Origin of the sequence: Hymenobacter piscis, assembly GCF_018760735.1 — a bacterium.
Lineage (GTDB): Bacteria > Bacteroidota > Bacteroidia > Cytophagales > Hymenobacteraceae > Hymenobacter > Hymenobacter piscis.
Genome location: NZ_JAHHZN010000011.1, coordinates 30607 through 52086 on the forward strand (window position 1 = coordinate 30607; position 21480 = coordinate 52086).

22 protein-coding genes are annotated in these 21480 nt (G+C 56.8%); 9 read left to right on the top strand and 13 right to left on the bottom strand.

Annotation, left to right across the window (positions count from 1 at the left end; translation table 11 throughout):
- The first annotated feature begins 19 nt into the window (after positions 1-19).
- The 9 genes from mazG to KLP40_RS12895 all read left to right on the top strand — a co-directional run bounded on the left by mazG (position 20) and on the right by KLP40_RS12895 (position 8219).
- Positions 20-850 (top strand): nucleoside triphosphate pyrophosphohydrolase, encoded by an 831-nt coding sequence (gene mazG, locus KLP40_RS12855; protein WP_215594192.1) that lies wholly within the window; start codon positions 20-22, stop codon positions 848-850.
- Between the two features lie 279 nt (positions 851-1129).
- Entirely contained in the window at positions 1130-2020 is an 891-nt protein-coding gene (locus KLP40_RS12860; protein ID WP_246558816.1) for a MotA/TolQ/ExbB proton channel family protein, read from the top strand.
- A gap of 69 nt (positions 2021-2089) precedes the next feature.
- The gene (locus KLP40_RS12865; protein WP_215594193.1) at positions 2090-2716 is read left to right on the top strand and encodes an ExbD/TolR family protein; all 627 of its coding nucleotides are present in this window, start codon (positions 2090-2092) and stop codon (positions 2714-2716) included.
- A 15-nt stretch (positions 2717-2731) separates the two neighbouring features.
- Positions 2732-3253: an ExbD/TolR family protein gene (locus tag KLP40_RS12870; RefSeq protein WP_215594194.1), complete on the top strand. Its 522-nt coding sequence runs from the start codon at positions 2732-2734 to the stop codon at positions 3251-3253.
- The gene (locus KLP40_RS12875) at positions 3250-4080 is read left to right on the top strand and encodes an energy transducer TonB (protein WP_246558817.1); all 831 of its coding nucleotides are present in this window, start codon (positions 3250-3252) and stop codon (positions 4078-4080) included. The genes KLP40_RS12870 and KLP40_RS12875 overlap by 4 nt, the downstream gene beginning before the upstream one ends.
- Before the next feature lie 234 nt (positions 4081-4314).
- Positions 4315-5145, top strand: coding sequence for an energy transducer TonB (locus KLP40_RS12880; RefSeq protein WP_215594195.1), 831 nt, complete (start codon positions 4315-4317; stop codon positions 5143-5145).
- 195 nt (positions 5146-5340) lie between these two features.
- The gene (locus KLP40_RS12885) at positions 5341-5598 is read left to right on the top strand and encodes a DUF308 domain-containing protein (RefSeq protein WP_215594196.1); all 258 of its coding nucleotides are present in this window, start codon (positions 5341-5343) and stop codon (positions 5596-5598) included.
- On the top strand, positions 5585-6547 hold the full coding sequence (locus KLP40_RS12890; protein WP_246558819.1) for a PstS family phosphate ABC transporter substrate-binding protein: 963 nt from the start codon (positions 5585-5587) through the stop codon (positions 6545-6547). Before KLP40_RS12885 ends, KLP40_RS12890 begins: the two co-directional genes overlap by 14 nt.
- A gap of 46 nt (positions 6548-6593) precedes the next feature.
- Positions 6594-8219, top strand: a complete 1626-nt coding sequence (locus KLP40_RS12895) for a tetratricopeptide repeat protein (RefSeq protein WP_215594197.1) — start codon at positions 6594-6596, stop codon at positions 8217-8219.
- Between the two features lie 83 nt (positions 8220-8302).
- Here the strand turns inward: KLP40_RS12895 and KLP40_RS12900 are convergent, their stop codons facing one another.
- From KLP40_RS12900 to KLP40_RS12960, 13 genes are all read right to left on the bottom strand, one after another.
- Positions 8303-9415, bottom strand: a complete 1113-nt coding sequence (locus KLP40_RS12900; RefSeq protein ID WP_215594198.1) for an RluA family pseudouridine synthase — start codon at positions 9413-9415, stop codon at positions 8303-8305.
- Positions 9416-9534: 119 nt separating this feature from the next.
- Positions 9535-10161 (bottom strand): OmpH family outer membrane protein, encoded by a 627-nt coding sequence (locus KLP40_RS12905; protein WP_246558820.1) that lies wholly within the window; start codon positions 10159-10161, stop codon positions 9535-9537.
- A gap of 45 nt (positions 10162-10206) precedes the next feature.
- A complete protein-coding gene (locus tag KLP40_RS12910) occupies positions 10207-10884 on the bottom strand; it encodes an OmpH family outer membrane protein (RefSeq protein ID WP_215594200.1) in 678 nt (225 codons plus the stop codon).
- Between the two features lie 42 nt (positions 10885-10926).
- Entirely contained in the window at positions 10927-13458 is a 2532-nt protein-coding gene (bamA, locus tag KLP40_RS12915) for an outer membrane protein assembly factor BamA (protein ID WP_215594201.1), read from the bottom strand.
- A gap of 9 nt (positions 13459-13467) precedes the next feature.
- A complete protein-coding gene (locus KLP40_RS12920; RefSeq protein ID WP_215594202.1) occupies positions 13468-14214 on the bottom strand; it encodes an isoprenyl transferase in 747 nt (248 codons plus the stop codon).
- 152 nt (positions 14215-14366) lie between these two features.
- On the bottom strand, positions 14367-15101 hold the full coding sequence (gene porG / locus KLP40_RS12925; protein ID WP_215594203.1) for a type IX secretion system protein PorG: 735 nt from the start codon (positions 15099-15101) through the stop codon (positions 14367-14369).
- Between the two features lie 71 nt (positions 15102-15172).
- The gene (locus KLP40_RS12930; protein WP_215594204.1) at positions 15173-16063 is read right to left on the bottom strand and encodes a DUF6089 family protein; all 891 of its coding nucleotides are present in this window, start codon (positions 16061-16063) and stop codon (positions 15173-15175) included.
- A gap of 128 nt (positions 16064-16191) precedes the next feature.
- Positions 16192-17085 carry an NAD kinase gene (locus KLP40_RS12935; RefSeq protein ID WP_215594205.1) on the bottom strand — a complete coding sequence of 298 codons (894 nt, stop codon included), beginning with the start codon at positions 17083-17085 and terminating at the stop codon, positions 16192-16194.
- A 35-nt stretch (positions 17086-17120) separates the two neighbouring features.
- Positions 17121-18587, bottom strand: coding sequence for a POTRA domain-containing protein (locus tag KLP40_RS12940; protein WP_215594206.1), 1467 nt, complete (start codon positions 18585-18587; stop codon positions 17121-17123).
- Positions 18588-18599: 12 nt separating this feature from the next.
- Entirely contained in the window at positions 18600-19277 is a 678-nt protein-coding gene (locus KLP40_RS12945; protein ID WP_215594207.1) for a CBS domain-containing protein, read from the bottom strand.
- Positions 19278-19415: 138 nt separating this feature from the next.
- Positions 19416-20192: an alpha/beta fold hydrolase gene (locus tag KLP40_RS12950; protein WP_215594208.1), complete on the bottom strand. Its 777-nt coding sequence runs from the start codon at positions 20190-20192 to the stop codon at positions 19416-19418.
- Positions 20146-20817: an anthranilate synthase component II gene (locus tag KLP40_RS12955; RefSeq protein WP_215594209.1), complete on the bottom strand. Its 672-nt coding sequence runs from the start codon at positions 20815-20817 to the stop codon at positions 20146-20148. The genes KLP40_RS12950 and KLP40_RS12955 overlap by 47 nt, the downstream gene beginning before the upstream one ends.
- Before the next feature lie 110 nt (positions 20818-20927).
- Positions 20928-21449, bottom strand: coding sequence for a CvpA family protein (locus KLP40_RS12960; RefSeq protein WP_215594210.1), 522 nt, complete (start codon positions 21447-21449; stop codon positions 20928-20930).
- Positions 21450-21480 lie beyond the last annotated feature (31 nt).

The window sequence follows — 21480 nt, forward strand, 5'->3', positions numbered from 1 at the left end:
CCATTGTATATTTGGCCTGATGGAAACTACCCTCCCCCCCCGCCGGGAAGAACAGCTGAAGGCTTTTGGCCGCCTGCTGGACGTGCTGGAGCGCCTGCGGGCCGAGTGTCCCTGGGACCGGAAACAGACCCTGGAAAGCCTGCGCCACCTCACCATTGAGGAAACCTACGAGCTCAGCGACGCCATTATCCGTCACGATCTGCCCGACCTGAAAAAGGAACTCGGCGACGTGATGCTGCACCTCACGTTTTACGCCAAAATTGCCAGCGAACAGGGGGCGTTTGACATTGCTGATGTGCTCCATGCCCAGTGTGAAAAGCTCATCTTCCGGCATCCGCACATTTATGGCGATGCAAAGGCGGAAACGGAGGAGCAGGTCAAGCAGAACTGGGAGCAGCTCAAACTTCAGGAGAAAGGCAACACCTCCGTGCTCGGCGGCGTACCTACCTCACTGCCGGCGCTGGTCAAAGCCATGCGCATTCAGGAAAAGGCCCGCGGTGCGGGGTTCGACTGGGAAAAACCGGAACAGGTGTGGGAGAAGGTGCAGGAAGAGTTGGCGGAGTTTGGAGCCGAGTTTGCCGACGCTGACTCCGCTACGGCCAGTCCCGAGCGTACGGCGGCCGAATTCGGGGACGTTTTATTCTCGCTCATCAACTTCGCCCGCCACGCGGGCATCAACCCCGAGGAAGCCCTGGAGCGGACCAACCGCAAGTTCATCCACCGTTTTCAGTATCTTGAAACCCAGGCCGCCCAGGATGGCCACCAACTTCGTGACCTCACCTTGGCCCAGATGGACGTGTATTGGGAACGGGCCAAGCAAATTCCGCCAGCCGCCGCGAAAGAAAGTTGATCGAGAAATAGCCTTTTTTTAAGGCGCGTGTAGTTTTAAAGCGTTTAAACGCATTTTTCATTTGGCGGCACTCATGTTTTTTAAGTAGGTTTGCCAAGGCTAGGCTTGTTTGCACTACGAGTCCTGTACACGAGCAGACCCATGCTTTGCCGGCCTTAGGCCTCAGAGTGTGTGGGTGAACAGGAACTATCGTGCCGGAAGGATTAGTCAGCTCTTTTTCCAAACTTTTTTTACAAAACGCTCAACCTTTCACCAACAACCCACTAATTCTCCGGAACAATGGAACAAAAGAATGCCATGAATAAGCCCGCGGCTCGGCCTGCCGCTGCTGCAGCGCCGAAAAGCGACGCCAAGGGCAGCGGTTCTTCCGCATTTGCCATTATCGCCATCCTCGCGGCGTTCGTTGTAAGCGTACTCATTTACATGTTCGTGCTGGGTGACGGTAGCCACTTCCAGGGCGGCAGCAACGAAAACAACCCGATTTCGGGCGATTATTTCGGGGTAGTGTACAAAGGTGGCCCGGTAGTACCGGTGCTGATGACGATGTTCCTGCTCGTGATTATCTTCTCGATCGAACGTTCGCTCACGCTGAGCCGCGCCAAAGGCTCGAAAAGCATTGAATCCTTCGTGCGTATCATCCGTCAGAAACTGAACGTGAACGACATCACCGGTGCCATTGCTGCCTGCGACCAGCAGAAAGGCTCGGTAGCCAACGTAGTACGCGCCGGTCTGGGCAAGTACCAGGAGATGTCGCGTGAGCGTCACATGGAGAAAGACCAGAAAGTACTGGCCATCCAGAAAGAAATTGAAGAGTCGACGGCCCTGGAGCTGCCGATGCTGGAGAAAAACCTCGTTATCATCTCCACCTTGGCTTCCGTAGCCACCCTGACCGGTCTGATCGGTACGGTACTGGGTATGATCAAGGCCTTCTCGGCTCTGGCCGCTGGTGGTGCTCCTGACGCCGTTGGTCTGGCTAACGGTATCTCGGAAGCACTCATCAACACGGCTCTGGGTATTTCGACCTCGGCCCTGGCCATTATCGCCTACAACTTCTTCACCAGCAAAATTGACGAGCTGACCTACAGCATCGACGAAGCTGGCTTCAGCATCATTCAGACCTTCTCGGCCCAGCATGGTGCCACGGACCACTCCAACACCACCAACGTTTAATTTTAGTGCTGCACTGCACTAAAGTGTTGGGTTGTTCGTTTCTGAATCACGCGTTTAATTACACCAGCAATGCCTAAAGTAAAGCCTCACAGAACATCCCCCTCGTTGGATATGACTCCGATGGTGGATCTGGCCTTCCTGCTGGTGACTTTCTTCATGCTCACCACCAAGTTCGCTCCGGAAGAAGCGGTGGTAGTAGATACGCCTTCTTCCACTTCCGAAATTCGCTTGCCCGAGTCCCACGTTCTCACTGTTGCGGTGGACAAGGATGCGCGCATCTTCTTCGGAGTTGGCGACGACGAGATCAAAACTGAGTTGCTACGCACAGTAGGAGCCAAGTACGGCGTCAGCTTCACGGCCAAGCAGGTACAGGCCTTCAAAGGCGTAGGAGCCAGCTTTGGCACTCCCATCGAGAAACTGCCCGCTCTGCTGAACCTGGACAGCGAGCAGCGCAAGGAAGTTAAGCAGGACGGCATCCCGTCCGATTCGCTTAACAACCAGCTCATCGAGTGGGTGATGGCGGCTCAGTCGCTCAGCCGGAAGCAGTTCAGCACCCCTGCCTACATTGCCATTAAAGGCGACGGCGAGGCGAACGTGCCAACTGTGAAGAAAGTCATCAAATTGATGCAGGAGAAGAACATTAACCGGTTCAACCTGATTACCGACCTCGAAACCAAACCCGTGGCCGGTAACTAATCCCGCACAGACGATATGGCAGAAATACAACAGAGTAGCGGCGGCGGCGGAAAAGGCGGGAAAAAGCGGGCAAAGAAAATGTCGACCAAAATCGACATGACCCCGATGGTAGACCTGGCCTTTCTGCTGCTGACCTTCTTCATGCTCACGACCACCTTTAGCAAACCCACCGTGATGCAGGTCACGATGCCGGTGAAGCCGAAGGATGATACCGAAAAGTCTGAGATTAAAGCATCCAATGCTTTTACCATTCTGCTCGGGGAAAACAACAAGATCTACTATTACGATGGTCTGTTGGCAAACGACACGAAACCAGAACTTAAGGCTTCGAGCTACGACGCCAACGGTATCCGCAAGGAGCTGCTGGCCCGCAAGAGCAACCCCAATCTGGTGGTACTGATCAAGCCGGACGACAAGTCCAATTACAAAAACATGGTCGATATCCTCGACGAAATGAACATCACCGACCAGAAGAAATACGCGCTGGTGGACATTTCGAAAGCGGATACTGACCTCATTCAATCTTCAGGGTTATGATGGACAACGCACAGTTGGCCAATGCATCCCTCGATGACATCGTCTTCGAAGGACGCAATAAGGCCTACGGGGCTTACATAATCCGGCGCGTGTACGGTAAGCACGTTACCCGTGCAGTGCTTATCTCCGTGGCTCTCTTCGCCCTCATGATTGCCTTCCCTTTGGTGGCACGCATGCTAAAAAAGGATGAGGTAGTTGTGGAGGATCAGATGCTCAAGGTGAACGAGCTGATGGAAGCCCCGCCGCTGGATAAAGTAGCACCCCCACCCCCACCGCCACCCCCACCGGAGGCGCCGCCACCCCCACCACCTAAGCTCACGACGATCAAGTTCACCCCGCCCGTTGTCAAGAAGGACGAGGAAGTGAAAAAGGAAGAAATTCCGGATCAGGAAGAGCTCAAGGAGAAAACGGTGGCTACAGTAACCGTAAAAGGCAACACCGACAATCCGGCCGACCTGGCTGGTTTGGAACCCGGTGAAGGCACGAAGGCGGTTGAAGAAGTAGTGACCAACAAGCCCTACACCTACGTGGAACAGATGCCGGTATTCCCCGGTGGACAGGAAGCGTTGCTGCAGTACATTGCCAAAAACATCAAGTATCCGGCAATGGCACTGCGCAATCAGGTAGAAGGCCGCGTTTTCATCAAGTTCGTAGTAGGTCCTGATGGAGCCGTGACCAACGTGGAAGTGCAGAAAGGTATCGGTGCCGGTTGCGACGAAGAGTCGATGCGGGTAATCAAAAACCTGCCCCGCTTCACGCCTGGTAAGCAGAATGGTCGCGCTGTATCCGTGTACTACACGGTTCCCGTAACCTTCGCCATTAAGTAACATCCCGGTTACCAACCCGTTGATGCCACCTGAACGCCCGAACTGGACAGCCGTCCGGTTCGGGCGTTCTGCTTTCGTACTGGTTCCCTAAAAAAATTATACCCGGCCGATATACTACCTGCCTTATACTACACGTTGATTACTTGAAAGCCAGGAAGTAAGCACGGAGCAGTTGGGCATTGTACCGGCTTGAATAGCTGTATTCTTTCATTCCTCACTTAACGCCGTACCCGTATGACCACAGCCGCGCGCACTTCCCTCCCCTCCCTCGACGATATGGTCTTCGAGGGCCGTAACAAGGCCTATGGCGCCTACGTCCTGCGCCAGGTCTATGGCCGCCACGTGACCAAAGCCGTTGCCCTGGGCATCACACTGACGGCTTTACTGATTGCCGTTCCGGTTATCGTGCAGCGGGTATGGCCGGCGGATGTGGTCGTACCACCCACCGTGAAGCCGGGTCCGGTAATCGACATATTACCTCCCCCTACCTTAGTTGAGCCGGTGAAGTCTCAACCACCCGCCAGTGCGGCTACTGCCACCATCCGAACCAGTACAGCCACTGTTCCCACCAAAGTGGTACGCGACGAAGATGCCAAAACGCCGGATAAACCAAAAGATGAAGCACCGGCGCTGGAAGGCCCGGTACTCACCGGCCCCATAGATCAGGACGGTAACGGCGGGCTTATTGCCAACCCGAACCCGGGTGGAGGCAACGATACTGCTGACAGACCTGCGGCGCCGGCCGTGGTTACGCCCTTCGTTCACGTGGAGCAGATGCCCGAGTTCATGGGCGGTAACGCCGCATTGATGAAATACCTGCAGAAGCAGATGAAGTACCCTTCGCAGGCCTTGCGGGCGGGTATTGAGGGCAAGGTTTTTATTTCCTTCACCGTGAATACCGACGGCTCTATTACCGATGTGGAAGTACTGAAAGGCCTGGGCTACGGCACCGACGAAGAGGCGGCGCGGGTCATTGGTAAGATGCCCGCCTGGAAACCAGGCTACCAAAACAACCATGCCGTGCCCGTGCGCTACAATCTGCCCATCACGTTCAAGTATGAATAGCCGATTGGGTTCGATAGTGAATTGATTGCATGACGCTTACAATGTCAGGAAACGGCTGGTAGCATAAACCAGCCGTTTTTTGACGTTTTTTACGTTTGTAACGTCTGACCGCTCGCAGCCACCCATACGGTTGGCGAACAAAAAACTTATTGTTTGGCGTTTAGACGGACGACCTGCCTTCTTACCAGCTTTCTCATGTCTGACAACCGCCCCACAACCGACGACCGACTGGGCCACCACAGTCAACCCGGCCTCGTGCGCTACTTTACCCTCATCATGTCGGTGCTCTACATGGTGCTGGGTATTTACCTGTGGTTTGTGCCGGCCGGCACCATTAATCTGCCCGAAACGCCGCGCCAACTGCTGGCCGCCGTCTTCGTATTTTACGGAATCATTAGATTTGTCCGAACATACCAGCAACACTTCAGAAAAAACCGGGATGATGCGCGTTAATTTCAAGGTTCTGGCCGGTGGCCTGCTCATGGGCTCGGTGTTGTGGAGCTGCAATGGGAATGGCACCCAGGACAGCAAACCAGACCTTGATACCCCAACCAGCGGCACTATTCGCATCGGGGTGGATGAGACGTTTGAGCCCATCCTCAAATCACAGGTTGATACCTTTCAGAAGCTGTACCCGGCGGCTCAGGTGCAGGCTACCTACCAGCCGGAGCGCGACATTGTACAGGCCCTGCTGGCTGACAGTATCCGGCTGGCGGTGATTTCGCGCCAGCTCACGGCGGAAGAGGAAAACCATTTCAAGCGCCTCAAGATTGAGCCCAAAACCATTCGGATCGGCGTAGATGGCGTGGCCATCATCATGCACCCCGGCAACCCCGATTCCCTGCTGACCACCGCCCAGTTGCGCGGTATTTTTACCGGCCAGCTGAAGCAGTGGGGGCAGATCAGTCCGAAAAATTCACTGGGCGATATCACCGCCGTATTCGACAACAACAATTCCAGCACGGCCCGCTTCGTGCAGGATTCCATTACCGGCGGCGTGGCTCTGGCCAAAGGCATTTTTGCCTCCAAATCGAACCCTGCCCTGCTCGATTACGTTGCAACCCATCCGAATGCCATTGGCGTTATCGGCGTTAACTGGATCAGTGACCGGGACGACGCCGCAGTGCAGAAGTTTCTGAAGCGCGTTCGGGTAGCCGGCATCAGCAGCAAAGCCAGCGGTGCCACCTCCGACGACTATTTCCAGCCCTATCAGGCTTACCTGGCTCAGAAAACGTATCCGCTCCGCCGGGAGCTGTACGTGGTCAGCCGGGAGGCCCGGGCCGGTCTTGGCACCGGTTTTGCATCCTTCGTGGCAGGCAACAAAGGCCAGCTGATTATGCTGAAGTCCGGTTTGATGCCCGCCACCGGTCAGGTTCGCCTCATTGAGGTGAAGCCTAACTAGTAGCAGTCTTTTTCCTTCCTACGTACTTTCACTAAACCTTTCGCACATGAACCTTAAGCCCTGGAAGCTCACGCTCCTCGCTGCTTTGTCTGTCTCCGGCTCGGCCGCCCTGGCCCAGTCCACGGGGGTCCAGAAGTCCCTCGAACTGGAGCGTTACAATGAAGCCCGTGCCACTCTGCTCCGTCAGGGTCAGTCCAACGAAACCTCGTTTCAGCTTGGCCGCCTCTACCAGATGCGCGAAATGCCGGACTCGGCAGCTTATTACTTCAATCGGGTTACCCTCGACAAGAAGGAGCCGATGACCATGATTGCGGCCGGTCGGGCTGCTCTGGCCCAGGGCAAAGCCGCTGAGGCCCAGATTCAGTTTGACAACGCCGTGAAAGCGTCGAAAGGCAAAGACCTCGATGTGTACACGATGATTGCTCAGGCTTACGCTGAATCCAACATCAAGGATATTTCCAAAGCCCTGGAGTACGTGAAAGCAGGAGAAGCCCTGGCCGCCAAAAGTGGCAAGGATAATCCGGCCCTGATGATTGCCCGCGGCGACATCTACCAGAAATCGGAATCGGGTGGCGGTGAAGCCATGAACAGCTACGAGCGCGCCACCATGGCCGACCCGAACAACGTGCAGGCCTATGTTCGTAAAGGACAGTTAAACCTGCGCGCCCGCACCTACAACCAAGCCAAGGAAAACTTCGACAAGGCCATCAGCCTTGACCCAAACTACGCGCCCGCCTACAACTCGCTGGCCGAAACCTACTACTTCGCCGGTCGTTACGACGACGCGCTGGCCCAGTTCCAGAAGTATTCCTCGCTGGCCGAGAAATCGTCGGACACGATGGCCAAGAACGCTTCCTTCCTGTACCTGACCAAGAAGTACCCGGAAGCCATGGTAGAGATTGACAAGATCCTGGCCCAGGATCCTAACAACCTCACCATGAACCGCCTGAAAGCCTATTCGTTGTACGAGATGGGCCAGAATGACGCTGCCGTAGCTGCCATGCAGAAATACATGGATGTTGCCAAGGCCCAGGATAAGATGATTACCGAAGACAACGTGTACTACGGTAAGATGCTTATCAAAGGCGGCAAAACGGCGGAAGGTGCGGCGATGATTGAGGCCGCTATCAAGGCTGATCCCAAGAAAGCCGCTGAACTGCAGAACGAGCTGGCGCAGGCCTATCTGGCGGCTAAGGACTACCCCAAGGCCATTTCTACCTACCGGGCCCGGATGGCCGCCAACAACGGTGGTGAACTGACCGATAAGGTATACCTGGCCCGGGCCTACGAGCTGAACGAGCAGTATATGCCTGCCGACAGCCTCTACGGCATTATCACGAAAGAGCGTCCGGAGTACATCCCCGGCTACCAGATGCGCGCCCGTGCCAATGCTAACATGGACAAGGACTCCAAGAAGGGCCTGGCCAAGCCGTACTACGAGGAGTATATCAAGATGGTCAAAGCCTCTGAGACTCCCGATAAGTACACGTCGGGTTTAGTAGAAGCCAACAAGTACCTGGGTTACTACTACTACCAGCTCGGCGACAAAACGACTTCGTTGCCTTACTGGCAGCAGGCTCTGGCCCTGAAGCCCGAAGACGAGCAGGCGAAAACGGCTATTGAAGCCATTACGCAGCCTGCCAAAAAGGCCCCAACGGCCCGTCGTAAGTAGTATTCGCTGCGCGTCGGCCGACCAACCAAAAGGCCCGCTACTTCGGTAGCGGGCCTTTTGGTGTTTTAAGGGCTGTGGCGGACTCAGAAAGGGTTGGCGGCGTACTGCTCCCACATGGCCAGCACGGCTTCAAAATCGGCCGGCAATTCGACTTCAAACTGCAGGTGCTCCCGGGTGATGGGATGCTCAAAGCCCAGCGACCTGGCGTGCAGGGCCTGGCGGGGCATCCGGAGCAGGGCTTTTTCGGCGAAGGCCTTGTAGGCACCCGTCCGCTGTCCGTACACGATTCGGTCACCGCCGTAGGTAGTATCGCCGAACAGCGGATGGCCGATGTGCTTCATGTGGACCCGAATCTGGTGGGTACGGCCGGTTTCGAGGTTGCACTGCACCAGCGTGACTTTACCAAAGGAGCGCAGCACCTTGTAGTGCGTTACGGCGTGCTTGCCCAGCTCCTCCCCTTCCGGATACACCGTCTGAATCTTGCGGTCCTTGATGCTACGGCCGATGTTGGTGCGGATAGTGCCTTCCGTTTCCTTGGGCACGCCCCAGACCAGGGCCAGATAAGTCCGCTCGATGCTGTGATGGAAGAACTGATTCGAGAGGTGGGTCATGGCAAATTCCGTTTTGCCGATTACCAGCAGTCCCGAGGTGTCCTTGTCGATGCGGTGCACGAGGCCAGGGCGGACTTCGCCGTTGCGACCCGTGGGCATGTCCTTGAGGTGGTGGGTCAAGCCATTGACCAGGGTGCCTTCCCAGTGGCCGAACGCCGGGTGCACTACCAGTCCGGCCGGTTTATTGACCAGCAGCAGTTCCGGGTCCTCGTAGCGGATATCGAGGTCCATGGGTTCGGGCATGACCTTGAATTCCCGGGGCGGCTCGGGCAGCGTGACGGTGATGACGTCGAAGGGCTTGACGCGGTAGTTCGACTTCACCGGCCGGTCGTTCACCTGCACCGCTTCGGCCCGGATGGCGTTCTGAATGCGCGTGCGGGAAGTGCTTTGCAGGCGGTTGAGCAGAAACTTATCCAGCCGCAGCAGCTCCTGCTTGCGGTTGGCCTGAATGCGGTGATGCTCGTAGAGTTCATCACCGGCGTCCTCGTCGTCCAGGTCTTCCTCGGCAGCTTCCGGGGAGTTGGGCAGCAGCGGGGCGGGTGATACGGGGTATTCTTGCTCTTGTTCTTCTTCCAGCTCAGCCATACGAGGGTCAGACGGTGACGACGCCGGCGGCCCGGAGCCGGCTAAAAAGGGTAAACAGCAACAGCCGGAGCATAAGCCCCGGCTGCGCAGGTAGTTCAGGCCAGAAGAAACCGATTCGGCTATTTCTTCGACTTGGTTTTCGTTTTGGTAGCAGTAGGCACGGCTGCAGGAGTAGGCGCGGCCGGCGTCGTTACTTTTGGGGCAGCAGTGGCCGCACCGGGCGTAATACCCATTTTCTTCAGAATCAGATCCGATACGTCGCCTTCCTTAGGACCGTGGAGCAGCACCGGGCTGGCGCCATCGGAGTTCAGGATGTAGGTATAGCCGTTTTCTTCGGCTACGGCGTCGATGTTCTTCTGGAGCTTATCGAGGGCGGGCTTGAGCAGGGCCTGCTGCTTCTGCTGCAACGACGCCTCAGCGTTCTGCTGGAACTCCTGGATGGACTGCTGCAGGTTCTGCAGCTCCTTCTGCTTATCGGCCCGCACTGGGTCAGGCATGGTGGCAGCGCCTTTCTGGAAGGCCTCGCCTTTCGTCTGGTACTCGGTGTATTTAGTGTCGAGCTGGTTTTTGAGCTGGGTGCTGTAGTCTTTCAGCTGCGACTCAATCTGCTTGCTCTCGGGCATCTGGCTCAGCACGTATTCCACGCTGGTGTAGCCGATTTTCAGCGGTGCGGTCTGAGCCAGCGAGGCAGTAGCCGTAGTGAAAGTAAGAGCGGCAGCAGCCAGGGCAACGCGGAATTTGTTCATGGTGGTCATCAAAAAGGAAAATGTCAGAGAGTTAGATGCACAAAGTTACTTTTTTCGGCTTGCCGAACGCGTTGCCGGCCGGGCGGGCTGGCGGCCCGGTACCGGTTCTTCTTCCCCGGCCGCATCACCGGCCGGGGTAGTGGGCGTGGCCACGGATTTCACCGGGCCCTTCTGGCCGGGCTGGTTGCGCTCTTCCGAGGCCAGGCCCAGCTCTTCCAGCACGAATTCGGTGTAATCGTGCACGGGATTGGTATAGAGCATGGTCAGGTCGCCGGCTTTATCGAACATAATAGCCAGCTGTTTTTTCTTGGCTACTTTCTCGATGGCCTCAAACACGAGGTCCTGCACCGGCTTGGTCAGTTCCTGGCGTTTCTTGAAGAGTTGGCCCTCGTACCCGAAGATTTTGTTGGAGTAGGCTTTGATTTCCTGCTCCTTGGTCAGGATTTCATCCTGCCGCTTTTTCTTCATGGTTTCCGTCAGAACCACTTCCTCGGCCTGATAATTCCGGTAGAGCTTATCCAGATCTTTTTTCTGGCCCTCAATGTCCTTCTGCCAGTTGGTGGAAAGCGTGTTGAGTTCCTGCTGGGCCTGCGCGTAAGCCGGCATCTTGCTCATGATGAACTCCGAGTCGACGTAGCCGAACTTCTGCGCGGCGACGGGCCGGGCTCCCATCAGGCCCAGGAAAAGCACCAGGGCGGCTACTCGCAAAAAAATGTAGTTCATACCGTACAAGAGGATGCGTGGCGGCCCGGAGCGCCGCCGGGCTTAGCGGAGCTGCTGACCAATGATGAAGTGGAAGATGCCCTTGTCCTGCTTCTGCGTGGGCGACAACACCGGAACGTTGTCGAAAGCCCAGCCGTAATCGAACCCTAGCAAACCGAATGCCGACATGAAAATCCGGGCGCCAACGCCTGCCGAGCGGTAGAGCTTGTAGGGGTTGTAGTTGGCATACTGCTCAAAGGAATTACCCGCTTCGGCGAAGCCCAGCACGTACACCGTAGCCGCCGGGTTCAGGCTGACCGGGTAACGCATTTCCATCACGAATTTATTGTACACCACGCCCCCCGAAGAAGAGGACCGCGAAGCAGGCAGCGAGTTGGGGTCGTTGGGGTCAGCGTAGCCCCGCAGGCCTACGAACTCCGTACCGGCCAGAAAGTTGGCGTTGCCGCCGAAACCCAGTCCGGCTCCGCCGAGTTTGAAACGCTCAAACGGCCCGATGGTACGGTCGCTGTTGTAGTTGCCAATAAACCCAAAGTGGGCGCGGGTGTTGAGAACCAGTTTGCCTACCAGCGGCGAGAACCACGAAGCATCGAACATCCACTTATGGAATTCTACCCATTCCACCACGTCGGGGTGAGAGCCCGGGAATAGCGAGTAAGGTGGCGTCAGGTTCACGCTCAGCGCGAGCGAGGAGCCCCGCCGGGTGAAGGTAGGGTTATCAATGCTGTTGCGGGATAGCGTGCTGTTGAAGGTGATGTTGGTAGCCGTACCGGTGCCGTTGGGGAAAAAATCCTGTCCCAGCCCTAAGTAGTTGTTCAGTTTATACTGCGTTACCGACAGGGCATTGCTCAGGGTGAAGTAATCATCGGGCCAGCGCAGGCGACGGCCCAGACTTACGCTGGCGCCGTTGGTTTTCAGCGAGCTGCCAGTGCTGGCATCGAAGTTGGTGCCCTGCCGGAAAATGGTTTTAGTCAGGCTAACCGACAGGGAGTTCGGTTTGCGCCCGCCCAGCCAGGGTTCCGTGAAGGAGAAGGAATAGGCCTGGTACTGCAAGCCGTTGGCCTGCACGTTCAGCGCCAGGCGCTGGCCGTCGCCGGACGGCACAGGCGTCCAGTTACTCAGCGTACCGGCTTTGCGCAGGGAGAAATTGTTGAACACCAAGCCTACCGTACCGATGAAACCGGCAAAGCCGCCCCAGCCGCCCGAGAGCGTAATCTGGTCGGAGGGCTTCTCTTCCACGGTATAGTTGATGTCTACCGTACCGTCGGCCTGGTTCGGCACCGGGTTGAGGCCGATTTTTTCGGGGTCGAAGTAGCCCAGCGTAGCCAGTTCGCGCTGACTGCGGATCAGGTTCTCGCGGCTGAATTTATCACCGGGCAGCGTGTAGAGCGCGCGGCGCACCACGTGGTCGGAAGTTTTGGTATTGCCGGCAATGTTCACGTCTTTCACCCGGGCCTGCACGCCCTCGGTTACGCGCATCTCGATATCGATGGAGTCGCCCTCCACCCGGGTTTCCACGGGTTCAATCTGGAAGAAGAGGTAACCATCGTTCATGTAGAGCGAGGTCACGTCCTGGCCGGTGGGGTTGTAGTTGAGGCGCTTGTCCAGCGTTTCCTTGCTGTACACGCTGCCCTCCTTAATCCCCAGTACCGAGGCCAGCGTTTTGTCGTCGTAGAGGTAATTGCCCTTCCAGCTGATGTTGCGGAAGTAGTATTTCGGGCCCTCATCTACCCGCACGGTTAGCTTCAGCCCGTCGCCCTCCCGCGTCAGCGAATCGGACACGATGGTGGCGTCGCGGTAGCCTTCACTGTTGTAGAAGTCCAGCAGCTTTTGCTTGTCATCGGCAAATTCCTTGGCCTGGTATTTACCCGAGTTGAAGAACTTGGGAAATTTCTTCTCCTTGGTCTTTTTGAATTTGCCCTTCAGTTTGCCATCGGAGAAGGCCGTATTGCCCTCAAATACGATATCGTTGATTTTGACTTTGGAGCCCTTATCCACCTCAATAGCCAGTACCACACTGTTCGACAGCGACGAATCGGGCCGCTGGGTGATGTTGACTTTGGTGTCGAGGAAGCCCTTGTTGGTGTAAAACTTCCGTACCTGGCTCCGGGTATTGCTCAGCAGTGCATCGGTTACCACCTTGCCCCGAATCAGCTTGATCTTGTTTCTGAGCTCATCGGCCTGCCCCTTGCTGATGCCTTCAAACTCAAACTTCGAAAGCCGGGGCCGTTCCTTGAGGTTGAAATCCAGAAAAATCCGGGTGCCTTCCGTACGGGCAATGCTCACGCTCACATCGCCCAGAATGCCCTGGTCCCACAATTTGCGGATGGCTTTCCCGATTTCCTCCCCAGGCACCGTGATGGGGTCGCCGACTTTAAGGCCCGTCAGGCCAATCAGGGTGTTGGCGTCGAGGTATCGGGCACCGCTGATGGTGATACCGCCTAGCGTGTAGCGCTGGGGTTCTTCACCCGTTGTTAAGGGGGCCTGCACCTGCCCCAAGGCGGCGGTAAGAGGCGCTACGCCCAGCGTGAGGGCCAGAGCGGCAACCGGAATAATCTTATGGTAGGAAGAACTCATGTTCGGCGATTACGAAACGGTTAGCTGCTCACTGGTTTTCCCGAACCGACGCTCCCGCTGCTGGTAAGCCCGCAGGGCATCGTAAAGATGCTCGCGCCGGAAATCCGGCCACAGCAAATCGGTAATGAACAGTTCCGTGTAGGCGAGCTGCCACAATAAAAAGTTACTAATGCGCTGTTCGCCACTGGTCCGAATCAGCAATTCCGGGTCCGGTATCCCGGCCGTCGACAGAAACCCGGCCACGGTGTTTTCCGTAATCTGCTCTGGCTGCAAGCGGCCGGCAGCCACTTCAGCCGCCACCCGCTGCGCCGCCTGGGTCAGATCCCAGCGCCCACTGTAGCTTAACGCCAGCACCAGGGTCATGCGTGCGCCATGCTTGGTCAGTTCCATAGCCTCCGCCAGTTCCTTCTGACACGAAGCCGGCAGGTTGCTAATTTGCCCGATGGCCTGCAGCCGAATGCTGTTTTTGAGCAACGTGGGGGTTTCCTTGCGAATTGTGTGCACGAGCAGTTGCATCAGGGCCATTACCTCGTGAGCAGGGCGGGCCCAGTTTTCAGTAGAAAACGCGTAAAGCGTCAAATACTGTATACCAGCTTCGGCGGCACCTTCCACGGTTTCCCGTACTGCCGTAATAGCACTCTGGTGGCCAAAAATGCGCAGGCCACCTTTCTGCTTCGCCCACCTTCCGTTACCATCCATGATGATGGCAACGTGCGCGGGAACCTTCTGGGAATCAATTTCGGACCGAACGGCCATGGGTACTTTTTGCGTAAAGAGGCCGCAAGTTACGTAAATGGTTGCATTCCCTGTTGGTCAATAAGGGCTTGCCACTGAGCCCCAAGCCAACGGCCCGCCCTATCTCTCCGATAAGGCGGGCCGTTGGCTTACCAGTTTACCAGCAAAACCAGTTAGTCTTGCTTCTTTCCTTTTTCCTGGCTTTTGTCAGGACAGCGGATTTTATAGAAAGTATATGAAATACTTAATCCGTTGTAGAAGTACCAATCCTGGTCGTTCGGGTTGCCTAGCAGGTCGTTTTGCCGGGCTCTCTGGCCATCGATATGATCCAGATTGTCGGTAATCGTCTTCCGGGCCCCAACCTCCAGCCCCAGATTCCAATGTTCCGACAAAGCGTATTTGAAGCCTACGCCCACGGGAATGGCTAGGCTGATAACACTCTCATCAGCATTCAGATTGGGCTGGGCGATACTTACCGTTTGGGTATTTGCGTAAAACCCGGCTAATCCCACAAATACGTAAGGGGTGAAATGGATCTTATCGGTCCGGTCATGATAGTCGAAGAAATTGTATTCCATCGTCCCGGAAAGTTCCAGCAAACCACCTTTTAGGTATGCATCGCGATAAGCTGCCAAGGGTGTAATGTTGCCATTCACTCCCTTTACATTACGATCATCAGCGCGTAACATTCCGCCCATAATTCCTGCGCGTAACGTGACTGGCGGAGAAATATCCTTGCGGAAGAAGGCGGTAAGCGCCGGACGGTTATTACGCAACTGATACTTCGGCGACAACTCTCCTTTGTAGGAGAGTCCTCCAATGCCCAAGCCTATCTCAGTGGTGTTCTGCGCCGAAGCGGAGGCAGCAAAAAAAATACTCCCTACCGGCGCTAAACCGATAAGGAGCATTTTATTAAATCGGAAATTGGTCATTCGGCTGACTAACTGTTGACAGATAACACGACAGCCACATCTGTTGACTACCGGAATTTAGGGTTACGTACTTTTGGAGCCAAAATGTAGTTTACTGAAATCCCCAGCGTAGTATACCAGTCTTTCTCATTGCTGTTACCACGCACTTCACCCCCCTGCTGAGAACGATCATAAGTACCTGGTACCAGCGCTTTTCCTTTAGTTATATCCCATCCAAAGTACTGAGCATTTCCTGACTGCAAGACTGAACGATTATCTACGTAATTCCCTCCTACGTCGTCCAAGTAGTCAGTAAATGTCTTGCGAAAACCAAGTTCTAAGCCAACGTCAAACAGCTTACTTACTTTGTAACGAGCACCAGCACCGAATGGAATAACAAATTGAGTTAGCGCATATCCTTTAGATTGTCCCTCAGTACGCAGCGGTTGGAGAGCAACAATGTCACCATTGGCATCTGTACCCTTGGGGTTATGCCGTATGACGCCTACTCCACCAAACAAATATGGTACAAAATCAGGTCGTCTGATATAATTATTGCGGTTCTCTACCAAATCGAACATTCCAACAGCCGCAAACTCGAGGATGTCATTGCGAAAGTTCATGTTACGGTTGAAACGGAACTTAGCTTGTTGGTCAGTTTGGTCTGCTGCCTTAACATCATCGCCCGTAATACGCCCGTAGGAAAGAGAAGCCCGACCTGAGATACGAGGTGCAAAACGACGTGTGAAGTTGAGACCTATATTAGGTCGAGTTGCACCCAGTCGGAAGCTAGGAATGCTTGTCTTCGGGGTGATGTCGCCAAAGTAGTTCATCGCATTCAGCGTTACGCCAACCGAGTTGTACTTCTTGCGCTTACTGAACTGCTGCGCGTTTGCCTCCGACGCTACCAGTGCAAGCACCAGCAGCAAGGTTAACGTGTGGGTGAAGAATTGCTTCATATTGAGCGAAAAATTAGGGATATCAGGCTGAAAAAAGCACTGACTGCCGAAGACATACGGCCTCAGTTAGGGACAAAAGTAGGGGGATGCCGGGAACTAAAAAAACAAATCGTTGAAAAACACCAAGTTCAGACTGGAATTCCGGCCGGATTGCGCCGGTCAAGGCCCCAGTTTAACTTACTGCGCAAGGTACTCAGGAAGTTAACATGATTCAGCTTCACCAGACGAGCGTTGAAGTTTTCTCGGCGAACTGCAATCTGAATACCGGCTTCTACGGTACGGGAACGGGAGTCAAGAGAAAGCAGAAAATTGTTACTGCGTCCTTCTATCTCAAAGGAGATGACGCTCCGATCCGATACGATAAGAGGCCGCACGTTCAGATTGTGAGGGCATACGGGGGCAATGATGAAATTGTTTGTCTGGGGCAGCATTACCGGCCCACCGCAACTCAGTGAATAGCCTGTGGAACCAGTTGGCGTGGCAACAATCAGCCCATCGGCCCAGTAGGAATTCAGGTACTCGCCGTCGATGTACGTATGTACGACGATCATGGATGAGGTATCGCGCTTCAGAATACTGAACTCGTTGAGACCGAAGTTGATATCCCCGAACGTATCCGGGTCCGTATCAACTCGAATCAGGCTGCGGTCTTCCAGTACAAAGTGCCCCTTGAACAAAGCGTCAATGGCCTGTGCTATTTTATCAGGGGAAATAGTAGCCAGGAAGCCCAGCCGGCCGGTATTAATGCCCAGAATTGGGATTTGCAGCTCCCCAACGTAGGTCACTGTGTCCAGCAGCGTCCCGTCGCCTCCGATGCTGAGCACAAAACGGTTGCCGGCCAGTGAATCCTGACGGGTAAAAGTGGTAATGCCTTCAGGCAGCGTGATGTGTCGGCTCAGATAGTCGTGGAACGTATCGACGATGCTGATTTCTGCCTGACGGCTCAGCAAATCGTCCATCATTTCCTGCATGAAGGCGGCTTGGTCTTCGTCGAAGGGCTTACCCAGAATGGCAATTTTCATAACAAAAACTTAATTCAGCTATTCTGCCCAACGGCTCAGATGGGAAACTGGGTGCGAAAAAAGAAGCCGCCCTGCTGTTCCCGGTTACGGGCGTATTCGAGCGTGAAAACCCAGTCGTAGTAGGTAACCAGGTGCAGGGCTGCCCCGGCAGATGCCAGTAACCGGTTGGGCAGCCGGTTGGCTGGTGTTTCCCCCGGCTGGCGCACGTAGCCGACATCGGCAAAGGTATTTAAATAAAAGACCAGCGGGATAGTATTGAAACGCGTACTGGGAATGCTTTGCAGACGGAGCTTACCCAGATCGAGCAGGCGGTAGCTTAGTCCTTGCTGGAGCAGCCCCAGTTGGCGTCCTTCCACTACGTAAGCGTCGTAACCGCGCACCAGGATATCGTAGCCGAATGCCCGACGGTCGGGGTAAGCCAGGGCGCGGGCAAAGCGGAGCTGACCGGTGGCACCCACGGCGTAGTAAAATGGGCCGCCCAAAGACACGTAGCGGTTGTACCGGCCCTTTACGGTAAGGTTGTCAGGAGTCTGATTGCCGAGAAAGGTGCGGTAGCTGACTGCCAGCTGAGCGTACTGGCCAGTGAGCGGATAGGCAAAAGTATTGCGCTGGTTGAGCGTGCTAACGAACTTAAACTCGAGGTATTCGCGCCGGGGTCCGTTGAGAAAGTAGTCGGGGTTGTAGTAAAGCACCGAATCAGATACCCGCTCGTGGTGGTAAGCAACATCCAGCGAGGCCAGAAACTGTACCGTACGCCGCCAGCGTAGCCCCACCGTAGCGTACTGGCGCTCGATGGGAAAGTCCTTTTCCTGGCGCAGGTTGCGTAGCCGGTCGTTGACGGTGGCGTAATCCAGAGCGCGGCTGCGGTAGTAGGAATAACCGGCGCCGAAGCCTATGCGCCGGCGGCGGCCGTAGCCAGGCGCTTCGTAAAACAGCTCGTATTTGCGGTTGAAACCAAGTTGAAGGTTGCCCAGCAGTTGCTCATTACGGCCCCGGAAGTTGCTGCGCACCAGATGCAAACCGTAATCCACCCGCTGCCACCGGTCAGGACGATCAAGCCAGGAGCGGAAGTTGCGGTCAGCCAGAGAGAAAATGGGAATGGGAAAGAGATACCAGCGCTCCTGAAAGCTGTAGAGTACCGTCAGTTCCCCATCGCGACAGACGGCCTGCACCAGCACCTGGTGGAACAGTTGGAGGTTAAAGAGCCGGCGGCGGTTGGCTTCGAGGCGGCGGCCCAGATTGGCCGTGGTCAGTGTGTCGCCCTCCCGGAAGTCCAGCTCGGCCTGCAATACTACTTCCCTGGTTACCTTATTGCCCACGAACAGCAGCCGCCCAATCCGCAGCGTGGCGTAGCCGGGGCACTGCGCCCGTACGAGGCTGTCGGGGCCGGGGGCGCGGAGCGTATCGGGTGCCACGACGGTGGCCGGCCGGGGCGCGGGCGGGCCCGGGTGGGCCGCGACGGGCAGACAGCTCAGCAGAAACGTCAGAATAGTTAGCAGCACTCCCCCGCGGGCTCAGATGTTGAGGTAGCGCAACAGGGCGTCGTAGCGCTGCTGCTCATCCTCACTCGGCTCCCCGGCCCCGCTGAACTGGGCCGTAATGGAGTAGCCAAAGCGCTCCAGCGTGGCGATGATGCGGGTAATGTTGGGCGTATTGAGCTTGAGCGTAAGCCGGATGCGGTAGGGGTCGTGCTCATCCTGGGCCACGTGGGCACTCATGATTTTGGCGTTGTTTTCCTCCACGTACCGGCTGATCTGGGTCAGGGAGTAGTCGCGCTCCTCCATGGCCAGCACGATGATACCCTGCTGGCCCGTGGCCACGGGTACCCGGCCAAAAGCCGCCAGCGTGTCGCTGATGGTCACGACGCCCAGGTACTCGTGCTGGTCGTCCAGCACCGGCACGAGCTGAATCTTGTTCTGCACGGCCAGCTCGATAATGTTGTAGAAGTGCTGGTCGCGCTGCACGTGCACATCGGCAAAGCCCAGTTGCAGGCTGCCCAGCAGGGCCCCGGTGCCTTCCTGGTCAATCAGGTCCGACTCCGTGATGAGGCCGCGGTAGAGGCGGTCCTCCAGCACGGGCAACTGCCCCACGTGGAATTCCTCCAGCCAGCGGGCCGCCTTCTCCGTGGAGTCCGTGACCTTGAGCGGGGGAACCATCTGGTTCAGTAAATCTTCAGCGAGGATGGAGTTCATCGGAGAATCGGCAGAAAACAGGTCGGGAAGCAAATTGCTGAGCCGTATAAGTCGCGGTTCCGCAGAAAGTTTTACGCAGGTAGCTAGTAGAGTGGCCGAACCGGTTGAATAGTTGCACCCGCTCCTGGAAGCCCCCCGCTACGAGGTGACGGCCCCGGGGCAACGCGCCATGAACTGCAGCAGCAGGGCATTGAAGGCGCGGGGCCGCTCCATCATGGGCGCGTGCCCGCAGTGGTCAAGGAAGCGCAGCTCGGAGTTGGGCAGCAGCCGGTGAAACTCGTGGGCCACTACCGGCGGCGTGATGGTATCATTGAGGCCCCAGACCAGCAGGGTGGGCGCACTGATTTTGTGCAGCTCCTTGGCCAGGTTGTGGCGCTGGGCCGAGCGGGCGATGCTGATAATGCGCAGGCACTTGGCGTTGGAATTGGTGACGTTGAACACCTCATCCACCAGTTCCTTGGTAGCCACGGCGGGGTCGTAGAAGGTGTAGGCCACGCGCTCCTGCACGAAACCGTAATTGCCGCGCTTGGGGAAGGAGCCGCCCATACCGTCTTCGAACAGGCCGCTGCTGCCGGTAAGCACCAGCCGCGACACGCGGGCCGGGTTCCGGAGCGCGTACACCAGCGCGATGTGGCCGCCGAGCGAGTTGCCCAGCACCGCGCAGGGTTCCGTCAGGCCGATTTCGGCCAGAAACTCCTCCACAAAGCTCACCAGGCCCGGCACGCCGGCCTTGAGCAGGGGCATCTCGTAGATGGGCAGCAGCGGAATGATGACGCGGTAGCGGGGGCTGAACTCGGCTACCACGTCTTCCCAGTTGCTGAGGGCCCCGAACAGGCCGTGCAGCAGCAGCAGCACCTCGCCGGTGCCCTCATCTACGTATTGGAAGTCGTTTTTCTCCTGAATCTGCAACGCCATCTTCGCTAGAACTAAACCGGCCGGGTAGGGCTACCAGGGCGGTATGTGCAATGATACAACTCTTGACCCAATTGCCGAGCAACGCCAGTCCGTGGGGCGTGAGCAGGGCTTCGGGATGAAACTGCACCCCGTGCAGGGGCAGCCTGCGGTGGCGCAGGGCCATCAGCTCGGGCGTACCGGCCCCAGTGGTAAAGGCCAGGGCCTCCAGCACGGGCGGCAACTGTCCCACCACCAACGAATGATAGCGCGTCACCGGCATCCGGGCCGGCAACTCCTGCCAGAGCACATCGGGCGCCACCCACGAAATTTCCGATACTTTGCCGTGCATGGGCCGCTGCCCGCGCCCAACCGGAGCCCCGAAAAACTCGGCCAAAGCCTGATGGCCGAGGCACACGCCCAGCATGGGCAGCCGCGCGTGGAACTCCCCGATGACGGCCAGCAGGTTGCCTGCCGCCGCCGGCGTGCCCGGCCCCGGCGACAGCACCACGGCCTCGGGCGCCAGGGCCCGCAACTCCGCCAGGGGCGCGTCGTTGCGGCGCACTAGCACCTCGCACCCCAGCTGCCGCAGGTAATCCAGCAGGTTGTAGGTGAACGAGTCGAAATTATCCAGCAGCAGCAGACGCATGATGTTAGAACTTTGTGCTTAGCTGTTAGTGCCTCGACCTCGCGACTAGCTCGCTTTACCGATTTTCCTGAACTGTCTGAGCACTACCTACAATGCACTGAGCTCTACCCCTAAAACACCTCCCGCACCCGGGCCAGCAGGGTGCCGGCGAAGGGTAGCACCACGCCCACGATGCTCAGGGCCAGGGGAGTGGCTTGGCGCACGTAGGGCAGCACCTGCGAATCGGCCACGAGGTGGGGCGCAATGAGCGGAAAACCCGCCGACTCCACCCCATACAGCAGCAGGCTCAAACCCAGCACCCACTTGAGCAAGCCACTGATGGCTCCACCCAGGTTGTCGAGGAAGCCCAGGGGGGTGAGGTGAACGGCCGTGCGGATAAAGCCACTGAGCAGATGTACGCCCCAGGCAATGGCGGCAAACACCAGCACGAACGACACCAGGGGCAGCATCCCGAAGGCCTCGCCCACGTAGTGCCGCACCAGCGGAAGGGCATCGTTGAGCAGGGCCAGCCCGCCCACCACGCCCAGCACGAAGGCCAGCAGCGTGGCAACCTCTACCACCAGCCCCCGCCGGTACCCCTGCACCGCCCCGATACCCAGCAGAAACAGCAGGAAAATATCGAAAGTAGACATGGCGTGAAGGTCTGGGGGTGTGGGGGTCCGG

Excerpts from the sequence above, each read along its gene's own strand:
- KLP40_RS12920 (WP_215594202.1), bottom strand. The coding sequence starts at position 14,214 with ATGGCCGTTCGGTCCGAAATTGATTCCCAGAAGGTTCCCGCGCACGTT.
- porG (WP_215594203.1), bottom strand. The coding sequence starts at position 15,101 with ATGCTCCTTATCGGTTTAGCGCCGGTAGGGAGTATTTTTTTTGCTGCC.
- KLP40_RS12865 (WP_215594193.1), top strand. The coding sequence starts at position 2,090 with ATGCCTAAAGTAAAGCCTCACAGAACATCCCCCTCGTTGGATATGACT.
- KLP40_RS12895 (WP_215594197.1), top strand. The coding sequence starts at position 6,594 with ATGAACCTTAAGCCCTGGAAGCTCACGCTCCTCGCTGCTTTGTCTGTC.
- bamA (WP_215594201.1), bottom strand. The coding sequence starts at position 13,458 with ATGAGTTCTTCCTACCATAAGATTATTCCGGTTGCCGCTCTGGCCCTC.
- KLP40_RS12880 (WP_215594195.1), top strand. The coding sequence starts at position 4,315 with ATGACCACAGCCGCGCGCACTTCCCTCCCCTCCCTCGACGATATGGTC.
- KLP40_RS12905 (WP_246558820.1), bottom strand. The coding sequence starts at position 10,161 with ATGAACAAATTCCGCGTTGCCCTGGCTGCTGCCGCTCTTACTTTCACT.
- KLP40_RS12930 (WP_215594204.1), bottom strand. The coding sequence starts at position 16,063 with ATGAAGCAATTCTTCACCCACACGTTAACCTTGCTGCTGGTGCTTGCA.
- mazG (WP_215594192.1), top strand. The coding sequence starts at position 20 with ATGGAAACTACCCTCCCCCCCCGCCGGGAAGAACAGCTGAAGGCTTTT.
- KLP40_RS12960 (WP_215594210.1), bottom strand. The coding sequence starts at position 21,449 with ATGTCTACTTTCGATATTTTCCTGCTGTTTCTGCTGGGTATCGGGGCG.
- KLP40_RS12870 (WP_215594194.1), top strand. The coding sequence starts at position 2,732 with ATGGCAGAAATACAACAGAGTAGCGGCGGCGGCGGAAAAGGCGGGAAA.
- KLP40_RS12945 (WP_215594207.1), bottom strand. The coding sequence starts at position 19,277 with ATGAACTCCATCCTCGCTGAAGATTTACTGAACCAGATGGTTCCCCCG.
- KLP40_RS12935 (WP_215594205.1), bottom strand. The coding sequence starts at position 17,085 with ATGAAAATTGCCATTCTGGGTAAGCCCTTCGACGAAGACCAAGCCGCC.
- KLP40_RS12860 (WP_246558816.1), top strand. The coding sequence starts at position 1,130 with ATGGAACAAAAGAATGCCATGAATAAGCCCGCGGCTCGGCCTGCCGCT.
- KLP40_RS12885 (WP_215594196.1), top strand. The coding sequence starts at position 5,341 with ATGTCTGACAACCGCCCCACAACCGACGACCGACTGGGCCACCACAGT.
- KLP40_RS12910 (WP_215594200.1), bottom strand. The coding sequence starts at position 10,884 with ATGAACTACATTTTTTTGCGAGTAGCCGCCCTGGTGCTTTTCCTGGGC.
- KLP40_RS12890 (WP_246558819.1), top strand. The coding sequence starts at position 5,585 with ATGATGCGCGTTAATTTCAAGGTTCTGGCCGGTGGCCTGCTCATGGGC.
- KLP40_RS12900 (WP_215594198.1), bottom strand. The coding sequence starts at position 9,415 with ATGGCTGAGCTGGAAGAAGAACAAGAGCAAGAATACCCCGTATCACCC.
- KLP40_RS12950 (WP_215594208.1), bottom strand. The coding sequence starts at position 20,192 with ATGGCGTTGCAGATTCAGGAGAAAAACGACTTCCAATACGTAGATGAG.
- KLP40_RS12875 (WP_246558817.1), top strand. The coding sequence starts at position 3,250 with ATGATGGACAACGCACAGTTGGCCAATGCATCCCTCGATGACATCGTC.
- KLP40_RS12955 (WP_215594209.1), bottom strand. The coding sequence starts at position 20,817 with ATGCGTCTGCTGCTGCTGGATAATTTCGACTCGTTCACCTACAACCTG.